We start from the raw sequence: 19,550 nt of genomic DNA on the forward strand, positions 1-19,550 counted from the left end.
GGCACAAAGGCGCAACGGCGTAAAGGAATAACAGTAAAACCTTTGCGTCTTTGCGTCCTTGCGCCTTTGCGATTTAATACCGAGGCCTCCCGTGGCCGGACCAATCCCATTTTTACTTCGACTACTTGAAAAATCAGTTATCATAACTGAATCAATATGTGACTGGAACTGAAGCAGGCCGAATAATGTGGGCCGCTGCTGACCAGGCTAAACGTATTCCCTCCGGCCTTCTGACTTCCTGTGACGGCCAATATTTTCATATTTTTATCCCTTCGAGGAAATAACGGGTATGCGCCAGAGCCTCTGCCTGTGCGTCAGCCTTGATTCTCTCGTAGTCCGTATCGCAGCTCAGGAGCAGGTATTTTAAGAACAGGTACACGTTGAAAGCGTAGTATTCCCGGGCCAGCAGTGCCGGGTCGGAAGGCTTGATAAGGCCTTTATCGATCATGGAGCGAAACGCTTTTTCCCAGAAATATACTGGCTGATCTATCACCTGTCTCCTGAAAAAGCTCCTGATCATGGCGTTACGGCACATTTCTATGGCGATCATTCGCCAGATCCTCAATATCCGGGGGTTTTCCATAGATTCGTTGAACTTTTTCCAGACCAGGTCCGTAAGGCCTTCAGGGCCTGAAGATATGAGCACCTGATCGATCATGGCACTCTGGCTGCTCTGCTGGTAGTTTGACTTACCTAATTCGCCGATGAAGAGCTTGAGGATGGTTTCCAGTATTTCGTCCTTACCTTTGAAGTGACTGTACAACGAACTTTTCTTAATTCCCACAGCCTCCGAGATCTCTCTCATGGAGGCCGCCTCGAAACCTTTCTTTGAGAAGAGGTCGATCGCTGCATCAATGATCCTGTCCCTGGTAGTAATGACTATACTTTTCCCTGAAACCGGGGCGCTGTTCTGGTCCGACGGCGTATCTGCATCTGTCACGTTCTCACCCTGGAACTTTGCTACCGACCGGTAGGTAGCATGATGACGTAATTACCAATATCTCCTATATATAGCTACCGACCGGTCGGTAGCAGGCCCATGTATGCCGTTTTCTTTCCGTATGTGAAATATCTATAAGGAAAAAGCTCCGGGCTTAGAAGTCGATGACTTCCACGGTCCTGAACTGTGCGACCTTGCGCACGTATTTAGACAGCTGTACGCCGATGTAGCTGACCAGTACTGCTACCAGTATTGCTATACCCAGGTGCTGTAGCGCTATTGACGTGTCGCCCTGCATCCTGATGATGTAGTCGGTGCCACCCCATACAAGGGTACCCATGGCAACCAGGAAGAACGGTGTTGCAAGGTAGCGGTACAATGTCTCGCTTTCTTCTGTGTACGCGTCAATAATCCAGCCTATGACGATGGCCAGCATAGAGGCTACGAACCACCATATGGCCGCGTTGAAGAACCACGCCGCCAGCATCAGGTATCCCGGCTGTCCGTTGGCAATGTTCAGCTGGTTGAAGACTTCGAGCGCTCCGCTGATGAAAGCCATCGTAATGAGGATGAGTGATATCAGGTAGGTGACGAAGGTCAGCTTGGCTTCCTGGAATGACTTGCGCAGGTTATAAGTGAAGGTCTGGAGCAGGTCATCGAAACCGAGGCCTTTGTACAGCATGTAGCTGCCTATCAGCGTGGCGATCGCCACAGGGGCAGCATTCTGGATGCCCGTCAGGGTCGTGATCGCGTAAACGAGGAAGGTAACTCCTGCAGGTATGAACACGATTCTGGCGACCTTCGGGTCGCTGGCCAGCTCTTTGATAATGTAGTACGTGCTCTCCAGGTTCTGCGCCTGCTTGACGACAACTCTCTTGACAGATTCGACCTTCATCCTCGACTGCAGGATGGGCAGGACGGATTCGTCTTCGGCACCGTCGCTCACAAGCACGGCTTTTTCCACCGGCATCTTCAGTAAAATGTCGTCGAGCTGCTGAGCGATGGCTCTGTCCGATTTCAGGCCCAGGTCCTTGTGCCCTGCGATGCAGACTACTTCGACGTCGAAGCCTTCCGACTTCAGCTCATCGTAGACCTGGATGCCGCCGAAGATCGTATTGATGTCCGAGTCCTCAGGGTCGGCAGCGCCCAGCTTGGATGCTGCTTCGAGGCAGGCCGCTCTCCCGATCACCGGGCTCTGGACTCCTCCTTTGACGCCTATGTCGTCGTCTTTGTCAATACAAACGATCAGCATGTCCACGATGGTTACCTCGCAAGTGCGTGGAAGACTTCTGTTCCGGTATCATCAAGGCGTTTGTCAATTATAAATCTTCTCTACGCTGACATACGTGAAAGTGCTGTAGCCCGACAGCCTGGCAGCCTCGACAGAATATGGCAGTAGCTACCTGTGAAAAGTAATAAAGAATTATGTAGGTTCCTCTGGGAGGAACCTGTATGATCTTAGTTTACAGTAATCCGGAGCGCTGTAACAGGAGCAGATCTTCGGTGTTGAGTTTCTCGCCAGCCTTAAACTGGGCGTAGACATCCTCTGCCTGCTTCTTGTACTCGACCTTGTCCTTGGTGTCCTTCTCGGCCTTGGTCTTCTTCTTGAGACCAACGATGACCTTGTCGAAGTCGCGGACTTCCTTCTGCAGCTTCAGGAACTGCTTGTGGTACTCGTCGGCGGTTTCCTGTGCCTTGACGAATTCCTTGTGCTGTGCGTCTGCATCTGCCCGGGTCTTGTCGGCCTCGCGGAAGCACTCGATCATCTTGTCGTGGTACTCCTGTGCCAGGTCTGCGAATTCCTTGACTTTCTTGTGGAATTCCGATGCCTGGTCCCTAAAGCCTTGCGCTTCTGTCAGGAAGGTCTTGAGCTCCTGGTTCTGCTCGAGCTGATCCTTCTTCTTCTTGAACTCTTCCTTCATCTCGGAGATCTTGTCTACGAGAGCGCGCTCTTTCTCGGGGCTCAGCACTTCAGTCTGCTGCTTGAACTCCATGTGGTCGATTTCTTTTCTGAGCTCGTTCAGCGATCTGCCGCTGGTAGTGCTGTCCTTCTTGCGGATGCCGTCTACCTTGCTGTAGACTTCGTTTGCCTTGTCGTTCAGATCGTTGCGCAGCTCTTTGTTTGAGCTTACCTGTCCGTTAAACTCGTCTCTCTTAACGCGGTATTCCTGGGCTTTCTCGATCAGTTCCTTCGTCTTCTTGTTGAGTTCATCCCTCCTCTTCGCAAATGTACTGGCCTTGGAGTTCCACTCATTCCTGTTGGTTTTTAACTCCTCAGCGTCCTTAAGGAACTTGGATTTTTTTTCTTGCAGTTCTTTTAGCATGTAACTCGTCTTCCTCCTCTTTCATTATAGGAATCAAGGATTCCAAATTTTTGCCCTCTACGACTACGTCAGCGGCCTGGCGAACTACCGGCTTGGCATTGAAGGCCACAAATGTGCCGACTACACCGACCCAGCACAGGTCATTCGACCCGTCGCCCACTGCTATGCAGTCTTTCGGGCTAATGTTTTCCAGTTTGCAAATCTCTTCGAGAACCTCCTTCTTCGAGTTTTGCTTCGTCAGCGGCCCCCGGACTTCTCCGGTGACCACGCCGTCCTGGATCATAAGCTCATTTGCGTACACGTGGTCCATGCCAAGCATGGAACCAACGCGGTCCGCGATAATCGTAAACCCTCCCGAGACAAGGGCGATGCGGTATCCGCACGCCTTCAGCTCGCTCATCAGCTTACCGGCACCGGGCATCAAGGGAACGCTGCAGGCGACGCGTTTCGCGTCGTCTTCAGTGAGGCCCCTGAGGAGCTTGACCCGTTCGATGAGTGCCTGTTCGAAGTCCAGCTCGCCGTTCATGGCACGCTGGGTGACATCTGCCACAACTTCGCCCACGCCTCTGGCGCGGGCCATTTCGATGATGCCCTCGCAGTCTATGACTGTCGAGTCCATATCAAAGATGATCAGTTTTTTTCGAGAACAGTCTGCCTCCTTCGAGTCACCTGAGTGAAAACTCATAGGCACCATCGCCATCAAAGCAGTATTTCACTGCCTGATATTGAGACTTAAAGTGTACGACATCCTTTTTAACCTTTTCGGGTTCCTCTCTGTCAATGGCGACGCGCTTGATGAACTTTGCCACCTCTTTCATCTCCGGCTCGTTCATACCTAAGCGAGTTAACTCCTGAGTGCCCAGGCGCAGACCCGAGGGGTTGTCCGTCGTGTTCACATCGTCCCACGGGAACAGGTTCTTGTTCGTGATGATATTAGCTCTCTCCAGCTTTGACGCGAGCACGGAGCCGCCGCCGATCTTTGAGACGTCCACCGCTATCTGGTGGGACTTAGTGTAGCCGAGGTCTTTGCACAGCACGTTGAAGCCGAGGTCGTCCATCGCGGCTCCCAGCGCCTGGGAGTTCCTGACGATCTGCGCTGCGTACGCCTTGCCGAAGGCTTTCATCTCTGCCAGCGTAATGGCGAGGCCTGCCTTGTGGTGCAGGTGGGCATTGCTCACAGTGCCGGGGAAAACTGCCTCATCGATATCCTTCGCGAACTTCTCCTTGCACAGGATGATGCCACCCTGCGGGCCGGGGAAGGTCTTGTGGGTGCTGCCAGTCAGCACATCTGCCCCTTCCTTCAGCGGGTCCTGGAACTGGCCGCCGGCGATCAGGCCGAGGACGTGGGCGCCGTCGTAGACGATGCTGGCGCCGACTTCGTCGCAGACTGCCCTCGCCTCTTTGACGGGGTGGGGGAACAGGAACAGGCTGGCGCCGAACATGACGATCCTGGGGCGGATATCCCTGATCTGCTTGATCATCTTGTCGACGTCTACGTTCATGATCTGGTTATCATAGGGATGAGTATAAATTTTAAGGCCTCTAATACCGGCCGCCGAGAACTTCGCGTGGCTGATGTGGCCGCCGCTCGGCACCGCGAGCGCCATGAGCTTGTCGCCCGGGTCCGCCAGGGCGAAGAAAGCGGCGATGTTGCAGTTGACACCCGAAATTGGCTGGACGTTGACGTGGGGAGCGTTAAAAATCTCCTTCGCGAGCTCGATGGCTTTTCCCTCGATGACGTCCACAAAGCCGCAGCCCTGGTAAAAGCGGTGGCCTACCTGACCTTCGGCATACCTGTGGCCGAGGTCGGAGGAAAGTACCTTCCGCACCATCGGGCTGGTCACGTTCTCGCTGGCGATCATCGGCAGGGAATGCCTGAACAGGTCCTGGCTCCCTTCGACGGCGTCTACTATCGTCCTCACGTCTGGATTCAACACGATAACCTCGCTATTGATATTGCTAAACATGGTCAAGGATAAAAAGGTTTGGGTGGCCAGAACAGGACGGCGGAGACGCAAGCCCTTAAAAAAGCTCGCAGTCTCCCGGCAGGGGCGTCGCGATACAGTGTAAGGATAATTTACCACTTTCATAGAAAATATTATCAATAGGTAATTACAAATTTGTAATTACTACCATGGCAAGCCACAGGATCGCAAGGGCCGCAGTATGTCTCATTATACTCGCGATAGCACTAACCTCGCTGTTTCCGGCCTCAGCCACCGCCGTCGCCTACGAAGCCCTGCCGGCCGGCACTTTCGGCGCCCCGGGCCCAACCGTCTACGGTGACGACAGGTTCAAAGTAAGCATTAACACTGCCATGGAAAAACTGCAGGCCGAGTACCCCGAGGACTACCTCCGGGTCAGCAGCTGGATCTCGGAGATCAGGCCCACTGATACTTATACTCAGATTGACAACCACGGCATCTGCTACATCGACCCAGCAGATGCCACTGCCAATCCCTACTGGCTCGCAGGTGTACTGGTCCACGAGGCGCAGCACACCTACGATGACAGTGTCTACTTCTCAAACCACCCGTACACTGCCCGGGAGTCCGAGGCCAGGGCGCTGGAAGTCCAGGCCGCTTACCTCGGCTCGGTCAACAGCTGGACCGAAGACCAGGTACAGAGCTGGGTTGACGGTTACCTCGCTCAGAACTACTGGGAGACCATACCCGTCAAGTACGGGGACAGCCCGCTAAAGTAAACATTCCTCAAGCTTGAGCCTTCCAGGGCTGGAGAATTCTGCTTATAATCGCTCCCGAAAACCCTGCTGCGAAAAACCCCGGAACAAGCAGGAAGCTCATGAAAAAGGCAAGTGCTATTGCACTATTTATGTATCCTGTAATGATTCCCGAGCTTAACGCCCTGGTTCCCGACAACATCAACGTCCCGAGGGGTACCAGCAAGGGCATAGATATAATAATGAGAACAGCCGTGACCGCGAAAACCTTGAGCGATGCACTGAAGGCTTCTTCTGGCCTGCCCCTTAGGGCCGGATGTAACAGCACGTTAAGACATCCTACTACAGTGCCGGCGAACATTGCAGCGAAGAACCCGAAGAAGAAATAGCCGAGAGGAGCCATGCCGTTACCTACCGGTGTCGGTGCGCTTTCGAAGGCTATCCTGTCACTTTCGCCCACCTGAAATATGGTAAAAAGGACTATCGCCATTAGTATGAAGCCGATAACACCGATGGCAAGGGATTTCCATTCGAGAAATTTTTGTAGGCGATTGCCCGGTGAAGCCATGAAATCAAATTGGCCGGCAACACTAATAAGCACATTGGAGAAAATAAGTCACTGATTTTATAGATTCTGATCTTTTCGGGTTGTCAGGTACCGTTTACACGAAGTACTCAAGGTACGCGAAGTACGCGAAGTTTTACTATACGATCATTTTCCAGTATGCCGTTTTTACCGTACTTTGAGTACTTCGTGTACTTCGCGTACTTCGTGTAAATGGTGCGGGCACTCGTACAAAACGTTTCAATAATGACTTCTTATAGAATATGAGATACTAAAGTATAAAGAAAGAGTTCAGGTCCTTGTCCTAATCTTCGGCGCCTGCTCTCTTTCCAGCTCTTTGACGAAGTCCGCTATCCTGTCCAGCGCTTCCTTGATCTGCTCCATGTTGGTCGCATAGGAGCATCTCAGGTGGCCGACACCGGTCTCGCCGAACACGCTGCCGGGGACGGCGATGACGTGCTTCTCGAACACTAGCCGCTCGGAGAATTCGGTGTCGGTAAGGCCCGTCTTCTTGATCGAGGGGAAAGCATAGAAGGCGCCCTTGGGCTCGAAGCAGTCCAGGCCCATGTCGTTAAACCCTTTAACGATGACGCGCCGCCGGCGATCGTACTCCTTGATCATTTCCTGCATCTCTTCCTGGCCGCTCTTGAGCGCCTCGATGGCCGCCATCTGGGCATTGATGGGCGCACACAGCATGGTGTACTGGTGCACCTTCATCATGGCCTCGATAACGTCGGGGTTGCCGCACGCGAAGCCCAGCCTCCAGCCGGTCATGGCGAAGGCTTTGCTGAAACCATTTAAGAGTATGGTGTTGTCCCGCATCCCTTCGAGCGAGGCGATGGACGTGTGAGTGCCTTCGTAGGTCATCTTCTCGTAGACCTCGTCCGAGAGGATCATAAGATCGTGCTCCATGGCCACGTCGGCGACCTCTTCGAGGTTCTTCTTCGGCATGATCGCTCCCGTGGGATTGTTCGGGTAGTTCATGATGATGGCCGTGGTGCGGTCGGTGATCTTCGCCTCTAAGTCTTCTTTGGTGACCCTGAAGTCGTTGTCGACCGTGGTGTTCACGACGACGGGCTTGCCGCCGGCCATGATGACGCACGGCTTGTATGAAACGTAGCTGGGCTCGACGACCAGTATTTCGTCGCCCGGATCAGTGATGGCCCTGACCGCCAGGTCGATGCCCTCGCTGACACCCGTGGTGACCAGCACTTCGTTCTTCGGGCTGTAGTCGACGCCGGCGCCCTCGTAGATGAACTTAGAGATCTGTTCCCTTAATTCTAAAAGGCCCCAGTTGGACGTATACGTCGTGTAGCCCCGCTCCAGCCCGTAGATGGACGCTTCCCTGACCCTCCAGGGCGTCACGAAGTCGGGCTCGCCTACTCCCAGCGAGATGACGTCAGGTATCCCGGAGGCGATGTCGAAAAATTTCCGGATGCCCGAAGGGGGCAGGTTTTTGACCTTGTTCGCGATCTTCATGGGTGGACGACCAGCCTCGTATCTTCTTCTTTCTCGAACATGATCTCGCCTTCGGTCTTATAGGAGCGCAGCATAAAGTGCGTAGCCGTGTGCTGGACCTGGTTCAGCGGCGCTATCTTCTCGGCGACAAAGAAGGCCACTTCTTTCATCGTCCTGCCCTTGATCACTAAGTGGAGATCGTGGTCGCCGGAAACCAGCATGCAGGTGACCACTTCCGGGAACCTCGAGATGCGCTCGGCGATCGTCTCATAGCCCACGCCCCGCTCCAGCGACACCGAAACCTCGATGATCGCGTACACGAACTCGTCCCCGAACTTCTCCCAGTCGATGACGGTCTTGTACCGCTTGATGATTCCCCGGGCTTCCATGGCCTTGATGAAGCTAGCTACCTCTTTTTCGTCTAAGCCCGTCTGCGCTGCGATCTCTTTGGGAGAAAGTCTTGCGTCTTTCTCCAGTAGCTCTAGTACTTCTCTCATATTGACCACGTTTATTGAAGCCATTTTGGACTTCCATATTTAAAAGGTTAACTCCTAAGCAAGAGCTATAAAAGCTTCCAGCTCCCCATTGAAGCAATGGTGGCGATACTGCAGAAAAGGGCGTTAGCCCCGGGCTCAAACGCCCGGAAAACAGGTTTAAAGGTTAAGGCGCTCGACAGCCAGCTTGATGTCTTCGGCCTTGATGGTCTTCCTGCCTGCGTGGGCGCACAGCTTGCTCGCCTCGCGGCCGACCTTCAGGACGTAGTCTTCGGTGTACTTTACCATCTCATCGACGGCCTCTGCGGAGATCCTCTCGCCGCCCGCCTCGCTTAACAGCCTGGAAATTGGTGCTTTGGAAATCTCGGTCATAACAACTACCTCTTTATCGTATAGCATAAGTAAGCACTCAATACCTAATAAAATTTTCTTTTCTCGCCGATTTTGACCTATTTAATCTTTTCGAGGCAATTATAGTCATAAAAAGCAAAAAGACGTTATATATAAAAGTAAAATGGCCGAAAACGATATTATAAATGTATCTGGCCGGCTGAATCGGGGCAACAGTATACTGCCATTGAGCGAACCATACTACAATAGCCGCTCCTTTTACCGGTAGCAGTATAAGCCGGCGCCCTGTAGGGGCAGCCTGTACGGTTGCACTCGCGGTGATCAGTACGGTTATGCATGATGCGCAGATGGACAGGCTGGTATATAAGATGGCCCGGAGAGTAGATCGAAAGTATTGTAACCGAAAGCTTGAATCACAAGGCTAACGCTGCGCTGTGCTTGATACAGATTTCTCGGAAAACATTAGAAGTGTTATCTCTGTGCTCATGAACGTACACGAACGCTGCGCTGTGCTTGATACAGATTTCTCGGAAAACATTAGAAGTGTTATCTCTGTGCTCGCGAACGTACACGAACGCTGCGCTGTGCCAGGATCACAGATTGTAACAGATTACGCAGATTGCACAGATGCTAATCGATAACAAAAAGGGAAATGGTTCGCTGTATTCCTTATTTTAAAAGAAATCTGTGCAATCTGTTATATCTGTCGCAATCTGTGATCTGGCACAGCGCAGCGTTCGTGTTGCTGTCTCACGTCTTCAGAGTAATCAGGTATGCACAGCGCAGCGTTCGTGTTGCTGTCTCACGTCTTCAGAGTAATCAGGTATGCACAGCGCAGCGTTCGTGTACGTTCCCGAGCTCTTATGCAAGGTACTAAAGGGGTAAGCTGCTTCACTTGTTCAGCAGCCGCATAACATCGTACTTGGTGATGACCCCGATGGCCTTGCCGAGCTCCATGACGAGCACCGCATGGTAGGTCTCGAGCAGGTGGGAGACGGTGCCCATGTCGGTGCCGGGGGATACTGCCGGGAAGGATTCTTCCATGAGGGCCCTGACCTGGGAGGCGCTGACTCTGCCGAAGTCTTCGGTGCCCATGGCCTGGACGACCGAGTTTTCAGAGATGCTGCCAACGGGCACGCCGCCGTCGATCACCGGGAGCTGGGAAAAGCCGTGCTTCTCCATGAGCTTGACTGCGTTGTCCACCGTATCGGCTGACGTTACTGCGATCACCGGGGAAGTCATCAAGTCCTTGGCTGTCACCTTGCACCGCTCCATCTCGTCCAGGGCGGTCAGAATGCTCCTGATGGTCGACAGCCGGGGGTCTACGTCGCCCGACTCGATCCGGGCGATCAGCGGCTGGCTGACGCTCGCCTTCTCCGCGAGGGCGGCCTGGGTGAGGCCGAGCTTGACTCGCCGCTTCTTGATGCTTTCCGGGGTTGGCAGTTCCATAATCGACTAAACAGCACGTGTTGCATATATATTTATCTACGAAGCCCACGTCAGCGCCTTTTACATTAATTCTATCGGAAATATATTTATTAATGCATGCCGAAGTCTGTGTGTGATACCGCCTGTAGGCTCTGTCTTTAAACAGAAAGTGCTGCCCTTCATAGCCGCTCTTCAGCTCGCGTTAGTGATGGCTGCACTAATTGTCCTGATCGCCTCAGCCTGCCCGGCCCAGGCCCAGGAGACGAACGAGACAGAAACCCCTGAAGATGTAGAGCCTACTGTCATTCCGACGCCCGTGATCGTGCCCATCGTCACGATCGAAGGCTACGTGAGCGAAGCGCCGGACATCCGGGACCGCCCCGGCGTACTCATTCCTGTGCCAGGAGCGCAGATATACTTCATCCGGAACAACATCGTGTTTGCATCGACTACCTCTAACGCCGTGGGCTTCTACGCCGTGGCGATACCTGCCGGGGACTACAGCGTGGTGACGGCCGCCCCCGGGTTCCAGACGCTGATCACGGAGCAGACCTTTCAGAGCACCCGGACTTTCGACATCGGCTTGACTCCCATCCCCTTCAACGGGTTCGTGCCCTACGCGCTCTATCCCGTGCTGGAAACCAGCCCTGGCCGAGAAGTAGATTGTTACATGGTCGTGGAAAACTTCCAGGTGATCGACCAGATGGTCACCTTCACAGTAGTCACCCCGCCTGAATGGCAGGCCTGGTTTCCCCTGGGCGAGGCCATGATGATCCGGTCGGGAGATTCCAACGAGATGGTCTTCCGCCTGAAATACGTGGGCACCCAGCAGGGGCCCCACACCATGAAAGTAGTGATCAACGGCGGTGCCTACTTTGCCGAGGTGCCGGTGATCGTAGTGGTTAAGGACCTCCCCTTCGAGTCAATAGACTTTTACGCCAACGCCCCGGAGAAAGTGATCAAGCCGGGTAACACCGCCGATTTCGTGCTGACTGCCGAGAACAAGTACGCCCAGGATAAGGACCTGAACATCAGAGTCGACGATCTGCCCCCTAACTGGACCGCCACGACGGGTAACGGCTCGGAATTTTTCATCCCGGATGGCAAGATCGCCCAGACCCATTTCTACGTATACGTGCCCAGCGAAACTACCCCGGGCAACTACACCTTAAACCTGACCCTGTGCGGGGAAGGCGTATCGTCGAAGCCGCTAACCCTGAAACTGCGGGTGGAAGGCGACCCGCTGTACGACGCGATCATCAAAAGCCACAACCGCTCCCCGGAAGGCTACCCTGAGTTCAACGTCTCGACCGGCACCGCCTTCGACATTCCTGTCCGGGTCTACAACAGCTGGAACTTTCCCATCGCCGTACAGGCAAGTGCCATTGTCGCAGATAACTGGCCGTACTACATCGACGGAGTGCCCGGCGGCAGAATCAAGATAGAGCCCGGCAAAGCCCGGGAGTTCACCATCCGGACCATGGTCCCCAACGGCACCTACGGGAACTTCCCCGTAAAGGTATACCTCGAATCCCCCGGCAGAGACATGACCCTCACTGGCAGCATCGTAGTCCCGGCACCCGCTCCCACTCCAACCCCGGAGCCACCTGCCACCCATGGCTGGGAAGGGCCCGCCCTTACGGGCATAACTGCTGGGGCAATATTGATCACTATCGCAGCTTCGCTGCTCCGGAAGATGAAGTTCTGATGAACCGCAACCACCAGGAAGAGAAGAACTACGGCGGCTCGGCTCTTTATCCTGACAACTAGAAAACAGATGTTCTAACCACGGCGGCACGGCGATGCTGTGTTGCATTATTCTTATCTTCATGTTCGCCTTTTGAACGCCTGCAGTCGCAGGCGTTCTCGAGGCGATGCGATGACGATCGCTGCGCTGAGCCAGGATCACAGATTGAAACGGATTACACTGATTTCACAGATGACCTTAGAATAAAATCGGTAGACGGCAAATCCATTTCTCATCGATTAGAATCTGTGCAATCTGTGGCATCTGTCGTAATCTGTGATCCTGGCACAGCGCAACGATCGTCTTGCTGAGTCACTCCACCTGCAATAGCTCGGCCCAAAGAAGAGAAAATGAATTATGCAACACAGCAGCACGGCGACACAGAGACAGTGAGAGAAACGATGGCGGGATGGTTATTTTAACCACGGCGGCACGGCGACACAGAGACAACCGTACCCGAATAACCAGGCTCTATTTTTATTGATCCACGGTGGCACGGCGAGCTGACGGTACGGAGATAAATCGTCTTTTGTAACTATGGTGGAGAAACCAAGAATCACTATAAAAAGCGGTTTACCAGTTTTGTGATCATAAGGGTATACTGAAGCACGTGGCCAGTAAACCGTTATTGGTTAATGGGCTGTCTCCGTGTCGCCGTGGACTAAAAAGGAGTACCATGTTACGGCATCACAGTTGTCTCTGTGTCGCTGTGCCGCCGTGGTTTCAGTCACCATCTGGCTAGGTAGTACGCAGTTGTCTCTGTGTCGCTGTGCCGCCGTGGTTTCAGTCACCATCTGGCTAGGTAGTACGCAGTTGTCTCTGTGTCGCTGTGCCGCCGTGGTTTCAGTCACCATCTGGCTAGGTAGTACGCAGTTGTCTCTGTGTCGCTGTGCCGCCGTGGTTTCAGTCACCATCTGGCTATGGTGGTATGCAAGTGTCGCCGTGCTTCCATGATCTAATTAAAAAAGTAATGCTGCTTTGCTTCTTGCATAAGCAGCATTATTCGACTTTGTCGAGGGTGACCGAGTCGATGTTGGCATTCATGACCATGTCGAATGGAACCTTACCTTCCCACCCGGCTTTGGAGAACATGTCCATGAAGCAGACGCCGACGACCTTGCCTCCGGGCTTCATGACTTCTTTGATCAGCTTGTTGGTGGCCTCCATGCTCAGCTTGCTGGAGGGCATGGATATGCCGCCGAGGAGGACTACGTAGTCGGCTCCTCTGGGGTCTGCGTTGCCGCCGATCTGCATGCCGATATCTTTGACGAACCAGATGCTCCGGGCGTCGTCGACGATGCCGTCGGGGATGAGGGTCATGCCGGGCATGGTTTCCCTGATCGTGTAAGCGAACAGCTCGATGAAGGGCACGCAGGTGCCGGCGCATCCCACAAAGGCGATGCGGTGGGTGGGCTGCAGTCCGAGCTTGTCCACCATCGTGGTCTTGAACATCCTGAGCATGCCTGACAGGCCTTTTGAAGTCTCGATCGTATTCTTGTTCATAGTACTTACTCACTCCAGCTTTTTCAGGTCCCGGATGTTCATCACGGCTGCCAGGGGCAGGATCCTCGTCTTGATGCCCAGCTCGCCGAAGGCGGCGAACGGGTTGATGCCTGAGTACTCTACGATGCCACACTTGCCCAGCTCGATAGGTACTCCGAGCAGCGGCCTGACCGGCTCGCACCGGGAGACTACGCCCAGGAACTCGGCAGCCTTCATCTGGTCCATCAACTGCTGGGCTTTGTCCACTGCGGCAATCGGTATTTCCCTGACGTTGGCCAGCACGCCTCCCGTGCCCGTTTCGATGACCTGGTTCACGGATGTCATCTTCCTGGATGTGAAGACGCTCATGGGGTTGATGGAGGTGCCACTGTAGTCGATCACATCGGTGAACCGGCGCACCTGGCCGTCCTGCACCCGCAGGATGCCGCCGTACTTCAGGTTGACCGGTATGCCGTACTTCAGGAGTACGCCGTCCAGCGTGATGCTGCAGGTACTGGCAAAGGCGACGCTGCCCGGGGGTACGTCATTCTCGAGGATCTCTTCACCCTCGTCGGCGATCTTAATTTTGGGGCTGATCGCATAACCAGCCGCGATCACGCTCTTGATCGTCTTGAGGGCCTCCTCGAACCGGTCCTTGGGGATGTAGCAGATGTTGACAGCGACATCTCCCGTGTTGGTAGCCGGATCGTAGGTGATCATCAGCTCGATTTCCTTAATTCTCGTGGAGACGAAGCCGATGCGGTCGGTAACCAGCGCCTGGTTAAGCTCTTCCTCGCCCGTGGCGGTCAACACTCTGCCCAGGTAGCCGTGCTTCCTGGTAAAGCCCCGCTCGTCCAGCATCCGCAAATGGTACCGGACCGCCCGCTCGCCCAGGTTGTAGCCCCTCCTGTTCATTTCCTCGGCAATTTTCCTTGCGCCCATCTCATCAGTGGACTCGCTCAGAATCCTCAAAATCTCGATGAGCTTGCGCTGTGTCTCCGCATCAGGCATCCTTGAACATCCTTTCCTTCATCATTATACCTGCCACCTTAAATTTTTGCTGTTTGCAGCAACTAAGCGGGCCGGCCGGCCGGGATGACTCCCATAGCTAACCGAGGTTGCCACCTTTCGCCCGGCCATAGTGGCAATGGCTGCCAGAGCTAGCCTGAGCCGGGCTACGATAACTTCACCGCTATGGTGATAGGGGAATATCAGATATAAGTGTAGCGACGGGTGCAGCGTTCGCCAGGTTGTCTGTGCTCTGTCAGCAATAAGTATATACCCAAAAAGATGGTAATGGCCTGCCACCGTCAGGCCGGAATCCCTTTTCCAGGCCTGTCCGCAGGAGTTATGCATATGGGATTATTCGACAAAGTTTTCGGAGGCAGCCAGCCCGAGAAGCTGAACGCCCAGGAAGCATTCACAGGTATTCTTTTCGCCACCGTCGCGTCCGACGGCTCCATCAGCCAGGAAGAGATGCTCAGCATCGTCACCATCCTGAACCGCATGAAGCTCTACCAGGGCTCCAGCGAGAAGCAGATGAAGGCTGTCCTCGACAAGGTCATGAACATCCTCAAGAAGCAGGGCCCCGCCCCCATCATCGCCGCCGCCAGGGAAACCCTTGACGTCCCGATGAAGGAGACCGCCTTCGCAGTCGCAGCCGACCTCATGCTCGCAGACGGCACCGTGGCCGACGAAGAGAAGAAGCTGCTCGAAGAGCTCCAGAAAGCCCTCGAGATCCCCGACGCCCAGGCCCTCAAGATCACCGAAGTCCTGGTCATCAAGAACAGGGGCTAAACTCTAAGGGCTACAAATCCTACTACGGGGATCACCGATCCCCTCTAATTTTTCTGTATAGCCGATCATAGGTAACTTCTCTGAGTTTCGGCTATCTCTGCGCCCTCCGGTGTCACTTTATAAAAATACAGCCAGCGTTTTCCCACCTTTTTCTTCTTCCTGGTCACGAGTCCAAGATACAGGAGAGATTTCACCCTTTTATACCTCCCCTTTTTACCGCAGAGAACGCCAATCACATTCTCGTATGACGAGTTTACCACACCAGCAATATCGTAGGCACACCATTCCCGCGAACTATCATAGGCCAGGAAGAACAGTACTCTCATCTTGACTTCGCTTTCGAACACGATCTTGATAGTCATCAGGCTGCTGGGCTCAGTGTTCTCATGCATTGCCTTGATTTAAAACAAGTCCTAGTATATTAATATTTTCTAATAATCGGTAAATATGCTCAACTATGCATATTTCGATTAAAATTCATCATATGGTATAGGAATTTCTCTGCACAGTATTCCGTTTACAACCGTCATATAGTGTAGGTTCATATTTTTTTTATATATATACTGTATAGGCTTGTTTGCAAAAGGAAGAGCCTTTTGTGCAGAGGCATGAAGTTCGTGTACAAGTCCTTCATGCCCTGCAGTACTCCCTAAAGGAGGATTGAATCTATGCGGTTTAAATACTTAATACCAATGGTGCTGGGGGCTATGTTGATAATGACAACCGCCCCGGCATATGCATCTCTGAATAGTATAGGAACACAGGTAAACAACGGATTCAGTGTACAGTTAAATTCTGGTTCGTCCTCTACGACCGATGTCTCTCAAGGCAACACGTTATCGTGGGGTAATACTCTGTATAATAACGACGCAACGGACTCAACCGTGTATTGCGGAATTGACGGCAGTGACCTCAGCTCGGGTATTACGTCTACCTACCACAAGTCGCAGGGACAAATAACCTACTTGGCCACCGCAAAAAGTGTGACGACAAGTGTAAACGTGTTAGCAAGTCCATCTGGTAATATACCTTTCGTACAGAGCCATAAATACAGCGCTAACTCTAACCCGTTTATAAACTCGTATTCGGCCAGTGTATATAACTATATATATTAAACATTTATATTTTTATTTTTTGGTGGTAGACATGAATTTTTTTCTAATCGTAAAAAATGAATTCAGTAACTTATTAAGTAATAAATATGTTTATGTTACCCTTTTCTTTTTCTTGATCAATATTGTTATTTATATATTTGATATTAACGACTCATATTCAGGCGATCTTGAGTCATGGCGAATCGTGTCAGGATCCCTCGTTGATCTGTCCAACATGTTATCTCTTTATGGGGGTGTTGTGGCGCTCTTAGTCGGATTCTCTTCTATGACCGACGAATTTTCGGGCAGGGCATTAAATACGTTGATCGTCAAGCCCGTACACAGGGATACTATTCTTAATGCTAAGCTCGTCGGATGTATGTGTTTCCTTCTTTGTATTTTTTGCCTGACCACTGCAATCTATATTGCTATATTGGCTGTATTATTCGGAGGCGCAATTGTCCCCGCACTACCAGAAATATTTATCCGTTTGCCACTAATCCTATTCTTTACTCTATTGTATCCGATGGTCCTCTTTTCAATTGCAATTTTACTGAGGATTCTTATCCCCGATAATACCGCCGCACTGCTCGCTATCGTAGTTGCCTATCTATTCATCACTGTTCTGATGCCAAATGCGGTATTTACAGCACAGGTAGGTACTTTGATCGGTCTTAACGATCAGGATGCATTAAGTTGGATCGCTAGCCTCACGCCCTGGTGGACTTCTGTACAAGTGATCTCGGGCGGGCTTTTTAGCTTTAACGCGAGTCTCACTCAGATCATCAATAGCTGCTGGCTGGAGTTCGCAAAGCTCTCGCTTCTGATTATCATTTTAACCACGTTTAGCTACATCCTATTTATGAGGAGGGATATCCAGTGAGCCAGATTATCTTAATCGCAAAAAATGAGCTGTCCCGGTTAGTTCGCCAGCCGATCATCATTCTCTTGGTCTGTATAGTGCTTGCCCTGTCTGCCATAAATGGGATGTCTGCGGCAGCATTTATCTCCGATGTAAACCTGGGCCATGACCCTTTCCTGATCCCGGGCCTTGGGAATGCTTTTTACAATAATTCTATATTTTTATCTGCACTGTCAGCGTTTATAGGGGTAATGGCTATCGGAGGTGATCGGTCTACTAATAGCATACGTGTACTACTAACAAAACCTTTGTACAAAAGGGATGTGCTGGCAGGCAAGTATCTTGGTATGCTGGCCTTAATCTTGATGATTGCAGCTTTCTGTGTGCTATTTGGCGTGGCTATGCTACTGATCTTTTTCGGTGGGCCTGAATCAGCATCCGAAGCGATAATAAGGATTTGTACATATGTCTTGATGCTTTTCCTGAATTGCGCACTCACGGCCGCGATTACTATGGCCATCGGGGTACTCGTTAAAAATCTGTTAGGCACACTGATCTGCGTGGGGTCCCTATTCTTTTTCGAGTGGCAGGTCAGCCTTCATGGCACTATCCTTGATCTGCTCGGAGGCTTTATCTACCTTAATCAACGGATTCTCTTTTTTACCGCGATAGGTCCAGGAAATATCAACTTATTCTTAACTGACTCGCCGTATCTAGTCTGGTTGGATAACGCTTCGCAATATATCGTCGCCATGGTAATCGCATTACTCGCATTCATGTCACTGTCTTTCTATGTCTTTTGTAGGGAGGATGAATAGATGTTAAAAATAGGACTAACTAACTGGATAGTATTGTTAAAATATTGCTGTACAGCTGTTGTCCTTGCGTTACTTCTGACCAGTGTGCCGTCTTCAGCGAGCACAGCTGATCAACCCGGAGCGTTTTCCACCTTTTCTCCGAGCTTTACTCATACACTTGCCATCGCGAGCGATGGTACCGTGTGGGCTTGGGGTGACAACTCGAGAGGAGAATTGGGAAACGGCGAGACCAGCATGGGTTATATATCTCATCCGGTGCAGGTAAAAGGGTTAACCAACGCCGTATCCGTGGCAGCGGGTAGCTACTTTTCCCTGGCAGTCAAAGACGACGGCACCGTGTGGGCTTGGGGTGACAATTCCCGCGGGCAGCTAGGCCTTGGCAGCGCAGATACAGCTTCTAGATCTTCCCCTGCGCAGATTTCTGGATTCACCGGAGTCAAAGAGGTGAAATCCGCTTTCTCTAACGCCATGGCTCTCAAGACTGATGGCACAGTATGGTCGTGGGGACCGAATGCTCACGGAGAAGCCGGGGATGGCAAGCCCATAGATATTCCTGCAGGTTCGCCTGGCTATGATACGCAAAACAGACCGTATCCATGTCAAGTTACCGGGCTTGATCATATAATCTCTATCGCGATAGCCGGTGATCACCTGGCGCTGAAGTCTGATGGGACTATCTGGGGATGGGGAACTACAAACCCTCAGCTGGGCGAGTGGTGGGATCAGCATAAAGATACGGAGTATACGTCTACTCCTGTACTCGTAGCCCATGTAGACGATGCCATTAAAGTAGCAGGCTACGGCGGCTCGTTTAATGCATTGGTTCTAAAGAAAGATGGCACTGTCTGGTCCTGGGGGGAAAATAAGTTCGATGCCCTTGGCCTTGGCAAAGATGACGAGGCATACTATACCCTCACACCTACCGCCGTCCAAGGTTTACCTAGAATCATTGACATTGCTTCTGGCCCATACTCCGTGGTACTTGCAGATGACGGAACTCTCTGGGCCTGGGGCTGGAATCAGTTCTACGCTTCAGGTATTTCTACGCCAGGCAATATCTGCTCGCCAGTACAAGTTTCCGGAATCTCAGGTGTGAGCCATCTATTTGTGAGCGGTTATTCGAACTACGCCATCGATAACAGCATGTCTGTCTGGGCTTGGGGATTAAATAACAACGGTCAGCTCGGCGATATAGCGACAAGTGATCGTACGAGTGTGTCTGCACCTACAAAGGTCACTACTAGTGGTATCTCAGCTAACACAACTGATATGACGCCCGACCCTGCTGTGGTCACCGCACAGGTACAAATAGAAACCCCCGCGGCATCGCCGACGAACGTAACCTCGCAACCTGCGACAGCAACATCTACAGTAATCCAAAGTCCAACCGGGGCAAATCCTATGTCGGGATTTGGTTACACGACCGCCTCACTGGCTATCGTCTCAGCGATCGGATTATCCCTCATAGCGCAAAGGTATCGGGGAGCTTGATATGCTACCATCTCGTATA

19 protein-coding genes are annotated in these 19,550 nt (G+C 52.3%); 6 read left to right on the forward strand and 13 right to left on the reverse strand.

All coding sequences use genetic code 11. From position 1 onward, the window contains the following. Positions 1-256: 256 nt before the first annotated feature. The 5 genes from ACPLPM_RS04270 to glyA form a co-directional block, all read right to left on the reverse strand. Entirely contained in the window at positions 257-940 is a 684-nt protein-coding gene (locus ACPLPM_RS04270; protein ID WP_424359005.1) for a TetR/AcrR family transcriptional regulator, read from the reverse strand. 154 nt (positions 941-1,094) lie between these two features. Further along, complete coding sequence (locus tag ACPLPM_RS04275; protein ID WP_424360032.1) at positions 1,095-2,192, reverse strand: DUF373 family protein; 1,098 nt, start codon at positions 2,190-2,192, stop codon at positions 1,095-1,097. Between the two features lie 211 nt (positions 2,193-2,403). Beyond that, on the reverse strand, positions 2,404-3,264 hold the full coding sequence (locus tag ACPLPM_RS04280) for a coiled-coil protein (protein ID WP_424359006.1): 861 nt from the start codon (positions 3,262-3,264) through the stop codon (positions 2,404-2,406). Then, positions 3,224-3,964, reverse strand: a complete 741-nt coding sequence (gene serB / locus ACPLPM_RS04285; RefSeq protein WP_424359007.1) for a phosphoserine phosphatase SerB — start codon at positions 3,962-3,964, stop codon at positions 3,224-3,226. The genes ACPLPM_RS04280 and serB overlap by 41 nt, the downstream gene beginning before the upstream one ends. Beyond that, complete coding sequence (glyA, locus tag ACPLPM_RS04290; RefSeq protein WP_424359008.1) at positions 3,930-5,231, reverse strand: serine hydroxymethyltransferase; 1,302 nt, start codon at positions 5,229-5,231, stop codon at positions 3,930-3,932. Before glyA ends, serB begins: the two co-directional genes overlap by 35 nt. A gap of 167 nt (positions 5,232-5,398) precedes the next feature. Between glyA and ACPLPM_RS04295 the strand changes: the two genes are divergently transcribed. Further along, positions 5,399-5,968: a hypothetical protein gene (locus ACPLPM_RS04295; RefSeq protein WP_424359009.1), complete on the forward strand. Its 570-nt coding sequence runs from the start codon at positions 5,399-5,401 to the stop codon at positions 5,966-5,968. Between the two features lie 7 nt (positions 5,969-5,975). Here the strand turns inward: ACPLPM_RS04295 and ACPLPM_RS04300 are convergent, their stop codons facing one another. The 5 genes from ACPLPM_RS04300 to ACPLPM_RS04320 all read right to left on the reverse strand — a co-directional run bounded on the left by ACPLPM_RS04300 (position 5,976) and on the right by ACPLPM_RS04320 (position 10,261). Then, a complete protein-coding gene (locus tag ACPLPM_RS04300; RefSeq protein ID WP_424359010.1) occupies positions 5,976-6,512 on the reverse strand; it encodes a hypothetical protein in 537 nt (178 codons plus the stop codon). Between the two features lie 288 nt (positions 6,513-6,800). After that, on the reverse strand, positions 6,801-7,988 hold the full coding sequence (locus ACPLPM_RS04305; RefSeq protein ID WP_424359011.1) for an aminotransferase class I/II-fold pyridoxal phosphate-dependent enzyme: 1,188 nt from the start codon (positions 7,986-7,988) through the stop codon (positions 6,801-6,803). Next, entirely contained in the window at positions 7,985-8,464 is a 480-nt protein-coding gene (locus tag ACPLPM_RS04310; protein WP_424359012.1) for an Lrp/AsnC family transcriptional regulator, read from the reverse strand. The genes ACPLPM_RS04305 and ACPLPM_RS04310 overlap by 4 nt, the downstream gene beginning before the upstream one ends. A gap of 156 nt (positions 8,465-8,620) precedes the next feature. After that, positions 8,621-8,833 carry a histone family protein gene (locus tag ACPLPM_RS04315; protein ID WP_424359013.1) on the reverse strand — a complete coding sequence of 71 codons (213 nt, stop codon included), beginning with the start codon at positions 8,831-8,833 and terminating at the stop codon, positions 8,621-8,623. 870 nt (positions 8,834-9,703) lie between these two features. After that, on the reverse strand, positions 9,704-10,261 hold the full coding sequence (locus ACPLPM_RS04320; RefSeq protein WP_424359014.1) for a CBS domain-containing protein: 558 nt from the start codon (positions 10,259-10,261) through the stop codon (positions 9,704-9,706). A gap of 112 nt (positions 10,262-10,373) precedes the next feature. Here ACPLPM_RS04320 and ACPLPM_RS04325 point away from each other — a divergent pair, with 112 nt between their 5' ends. Beyond that, positions 10,374-11,948 carry a hypothetical protein gene (locus tag ACPLPM_RS04325; RefSeq protein WP_424359015.1) on the forward strand — a complete coding sequence of 525 codons (1,575 nt, stop codon included), beginning with the start codon at positions 10,374-10,376 and terminating at the stop codon, positions 11,946-11,948. A gap of 1,038 nt (positions 11,949-12,986) precedes the next feature. Here ACPLPM_RS04325 and ACPLPM_RS04330 read toward each other — a convergent pair. Beyond that, positions 12,987-13,490, reverse strand: a complete 504-nt coding sequence (locus ACPLPM_RS04330; RefSeq protein ID WP_424359016.1) for a DUF2124 family protein — start codon at positions 13,488-13,490, stop codon at positions 12,987-12,989. A 9-nt stretch (positions 13,491-13,499) separates the two neighbouring features. Then, the gene (locus tag ACPLPM_RS04335; protein WP_424359017.1) at positions 13,500-14,480 is read right to left on the reverse strand and encodes a DUF128 domain-containing protein; all 981 of its coding nucleotides are present in this window, start codon (positions 14,478-14,480) and stop codon (positions 13,500-13,502) included. A 345-nt stretch (positions 14,481-14,825) separates the two neighbouring features. On the opposite strand from ACPLPM_RS04335, the gene ACPLPM_RS04340 reads away from it, so the two are divergent. Beyond that, positions 14,826-15,266, forward strand: coding sequence for a tellurite resistance TerB family protein (locus ACPLPM_RS04340; protein WP_424359018.1), 441 nt, complete (start codon positions 14,826-14,828; stop codon positions 15,264-15,266). Positions 15,267-15,331: 65 nt separating this feature from the next. On the opposite strand, the gene ACPLPM_RS04345 is transcribed toward ACPLPM_RS04340, so the two are convergent. Then, entirely contained in the window at positions 15,332-15,658 is a 327-nt protein-coding gene (locus ACPLPM_RS04345) for an archaellum operon transcriptional activator EarA family protein (RefSeq protein WP_424359019.1), read from the reverse strand. 745 nt (positions 15,659-16,403) lie between these two features. Between ACPLPM_RS04345 and ACPLPM_RS04350 the strand changes: the two genes are divergently transcribed. Genes ACPLPM_RS04350 through ACPLPM_RS04360 form a run of 3 tightly spaced genes read left to right on the forward strand, consistent with a single transcriptional unit; the run spans position 16,404 to position 19,531 of the window. Further along, positions 16,404-17,243: an ABC transporter permease gene (locus tag ACPLPM_RS04350; protein ID WP_424360033.1), complete on the forward strand. Its 840-nt coding sequence runs from the start codon at positions 16,404-16,406 to the stop codon at positions 17,241-17,243. After that, on the forward strand, positions 17,240-18,040 hold the full coding sequence (locus ACPLPM_RS04355; RefSeq protein WP_424359020.1) for an ABC transporter permease: 801 nt from the start codon (positions 17,240-17,242) through the stop codon (positions 18,038-18,040). The genes ACPLPM_RS04350 and ACPLPM_RS04355 overlap by 4 nt, the downstream gene beginning before the upstream one ends. Further along, positions 18,041-19,531: an RCC1 domain-containing protein gene (locus tag ACPLPM_RS04360; protein WP_424359021.1), complete on the forward strand. Its 1,491-nt coding sequence runs from the start codon at positions 18,041-18,043 to the stop codon at positions 19,529-19,531. Positions 19,532-19,550: the final 19 nt, after the last annotated feature.

Origin of the sequence: Methanocella sp. MCL-LM (genome assembly GCF_049676595.1) — an archaeon.
Classification (GTDB): domain Archaea; phylum Halobacteriota; class Methanocellia; order Methanocellales; family Methanocellaceae; genus Methanocella_A.

What these genes read in the sequence shown, in the direction of transcription:
- ACPLPM_RS04275 (WP_424360032.1), bottom strand. Translation starts at nt 2,192, where the DNA reads ATGCTGATCGTTTGTATTGACAAAGACGACGACATAGGCGTCAAAGGA.
- ACPLPM_RS04280 (WP_424359006.1), bottom strand. Translation starts at nt 3,264, where the DNA reads ATGCTAAAAGAACTGCAAGAAAAAAAATCCAAGTTCCTTAAGGACGCT.
- serB (WP_424359007.1), bottom strand. Translation starts at nt 3,964, where the DNA reads ATGGCGATGGTGCCTATGAGTTTTCACTCAGGTGACTCGAAGGAGGCA.
- glyA (WP_424359008.1), bottom strand. Translation starts at nt 5,231, where the DNA reads ATGTTTAGCAATATCAATAGCGAGGTTATCGTGTTGAATCCAGACGTG.
- ACPLPM_RS04295 (WP_424359009.1), top strand. Translation starts at nt 5,399, where the DNA reads ATGGCAAGCCACAGGATCGCAAGGGCCGCAGTATGTCTCATTATACTC.
- ACPLPM_RS04300 (WP_424359010.1), bottom strand. Translation starts at nt 6,512, where the DNA reads ATGGCTTCACCGGGCAATCGCCTACAAAAATTTCTCGAATGGAAATCC.
- ACPLPM_RS04305 (WP_424359011.1), bottom strand. Translation starts at nt 7,988, where the DNA reads ATGAAGATCGCGAACAAGGTCAAAAACCTGCCCCCTTCGGGCATCCGG.
- ACPLPM_RS04310 (WP_424359012.1), bottom strand. Translation starts at nt 8,464, where the DNA reads ATGAGAGAAGTACTAGAGCTACTGGAGAAAGACGCAAGACTTTCTCCC.
- ACPLPM_RS04315 (WP_424359013.1), bottom strand. Translation starts at nt 8,833, where the DNA reads ATGACCGAGATTTCCAAAGCACCAATTTCCAGGCTGTTAAGCGAGGCG.
- ACPLPM_RS04320 (WP_424359014.1), bottom strand. Translation starts at nt 10,261, where the DNA reads ATGGAACTGCCAACCCCGGAAAGCATCAAGAAGCGGCGAGTCAAGCTC.
- ACPLPM_RS04330 (WP_424359016.1), bottom strand. Translation starts at nt 13,490, where the DNA reads ATGAACAAGAATACGATCGAGACTTCAAAAGGCCTGTCAGGCATGCTC.
- ACPLPM_RS04335 (WP_424359017.1), bottom strand. Translation starts at nt 14,480, where the DNA reads ATGCCTGATGCGGAGACACAGCGCAAGCTCATCGAGATTTTGAGGATT.
- ACPLPM_RS04340 (WP_424359018.1), top strand. Translation starts at nt 14,826, where the DNA reads ATGGGATTATTCGACAAAGTTTTCGGAGGCAGCCAGCCCGAGAAGCTG.
- ACPLPM_RS04345 (WP_424359019.1), bottom strand. Translation starts at nt 15,658, where the DNA reads ATGCATGAGAACACTGAGCCCAGCAGCCTGATGACTATCAAGATCGTG.
- ACPLPM_RS04360 (WP_424359021.1), top strand. Translation starts at nt 18,041, where the DNA reads ATGTTAAAAATAGGACTAACTAACTGGATAGTATTGTTAAAATATTGC.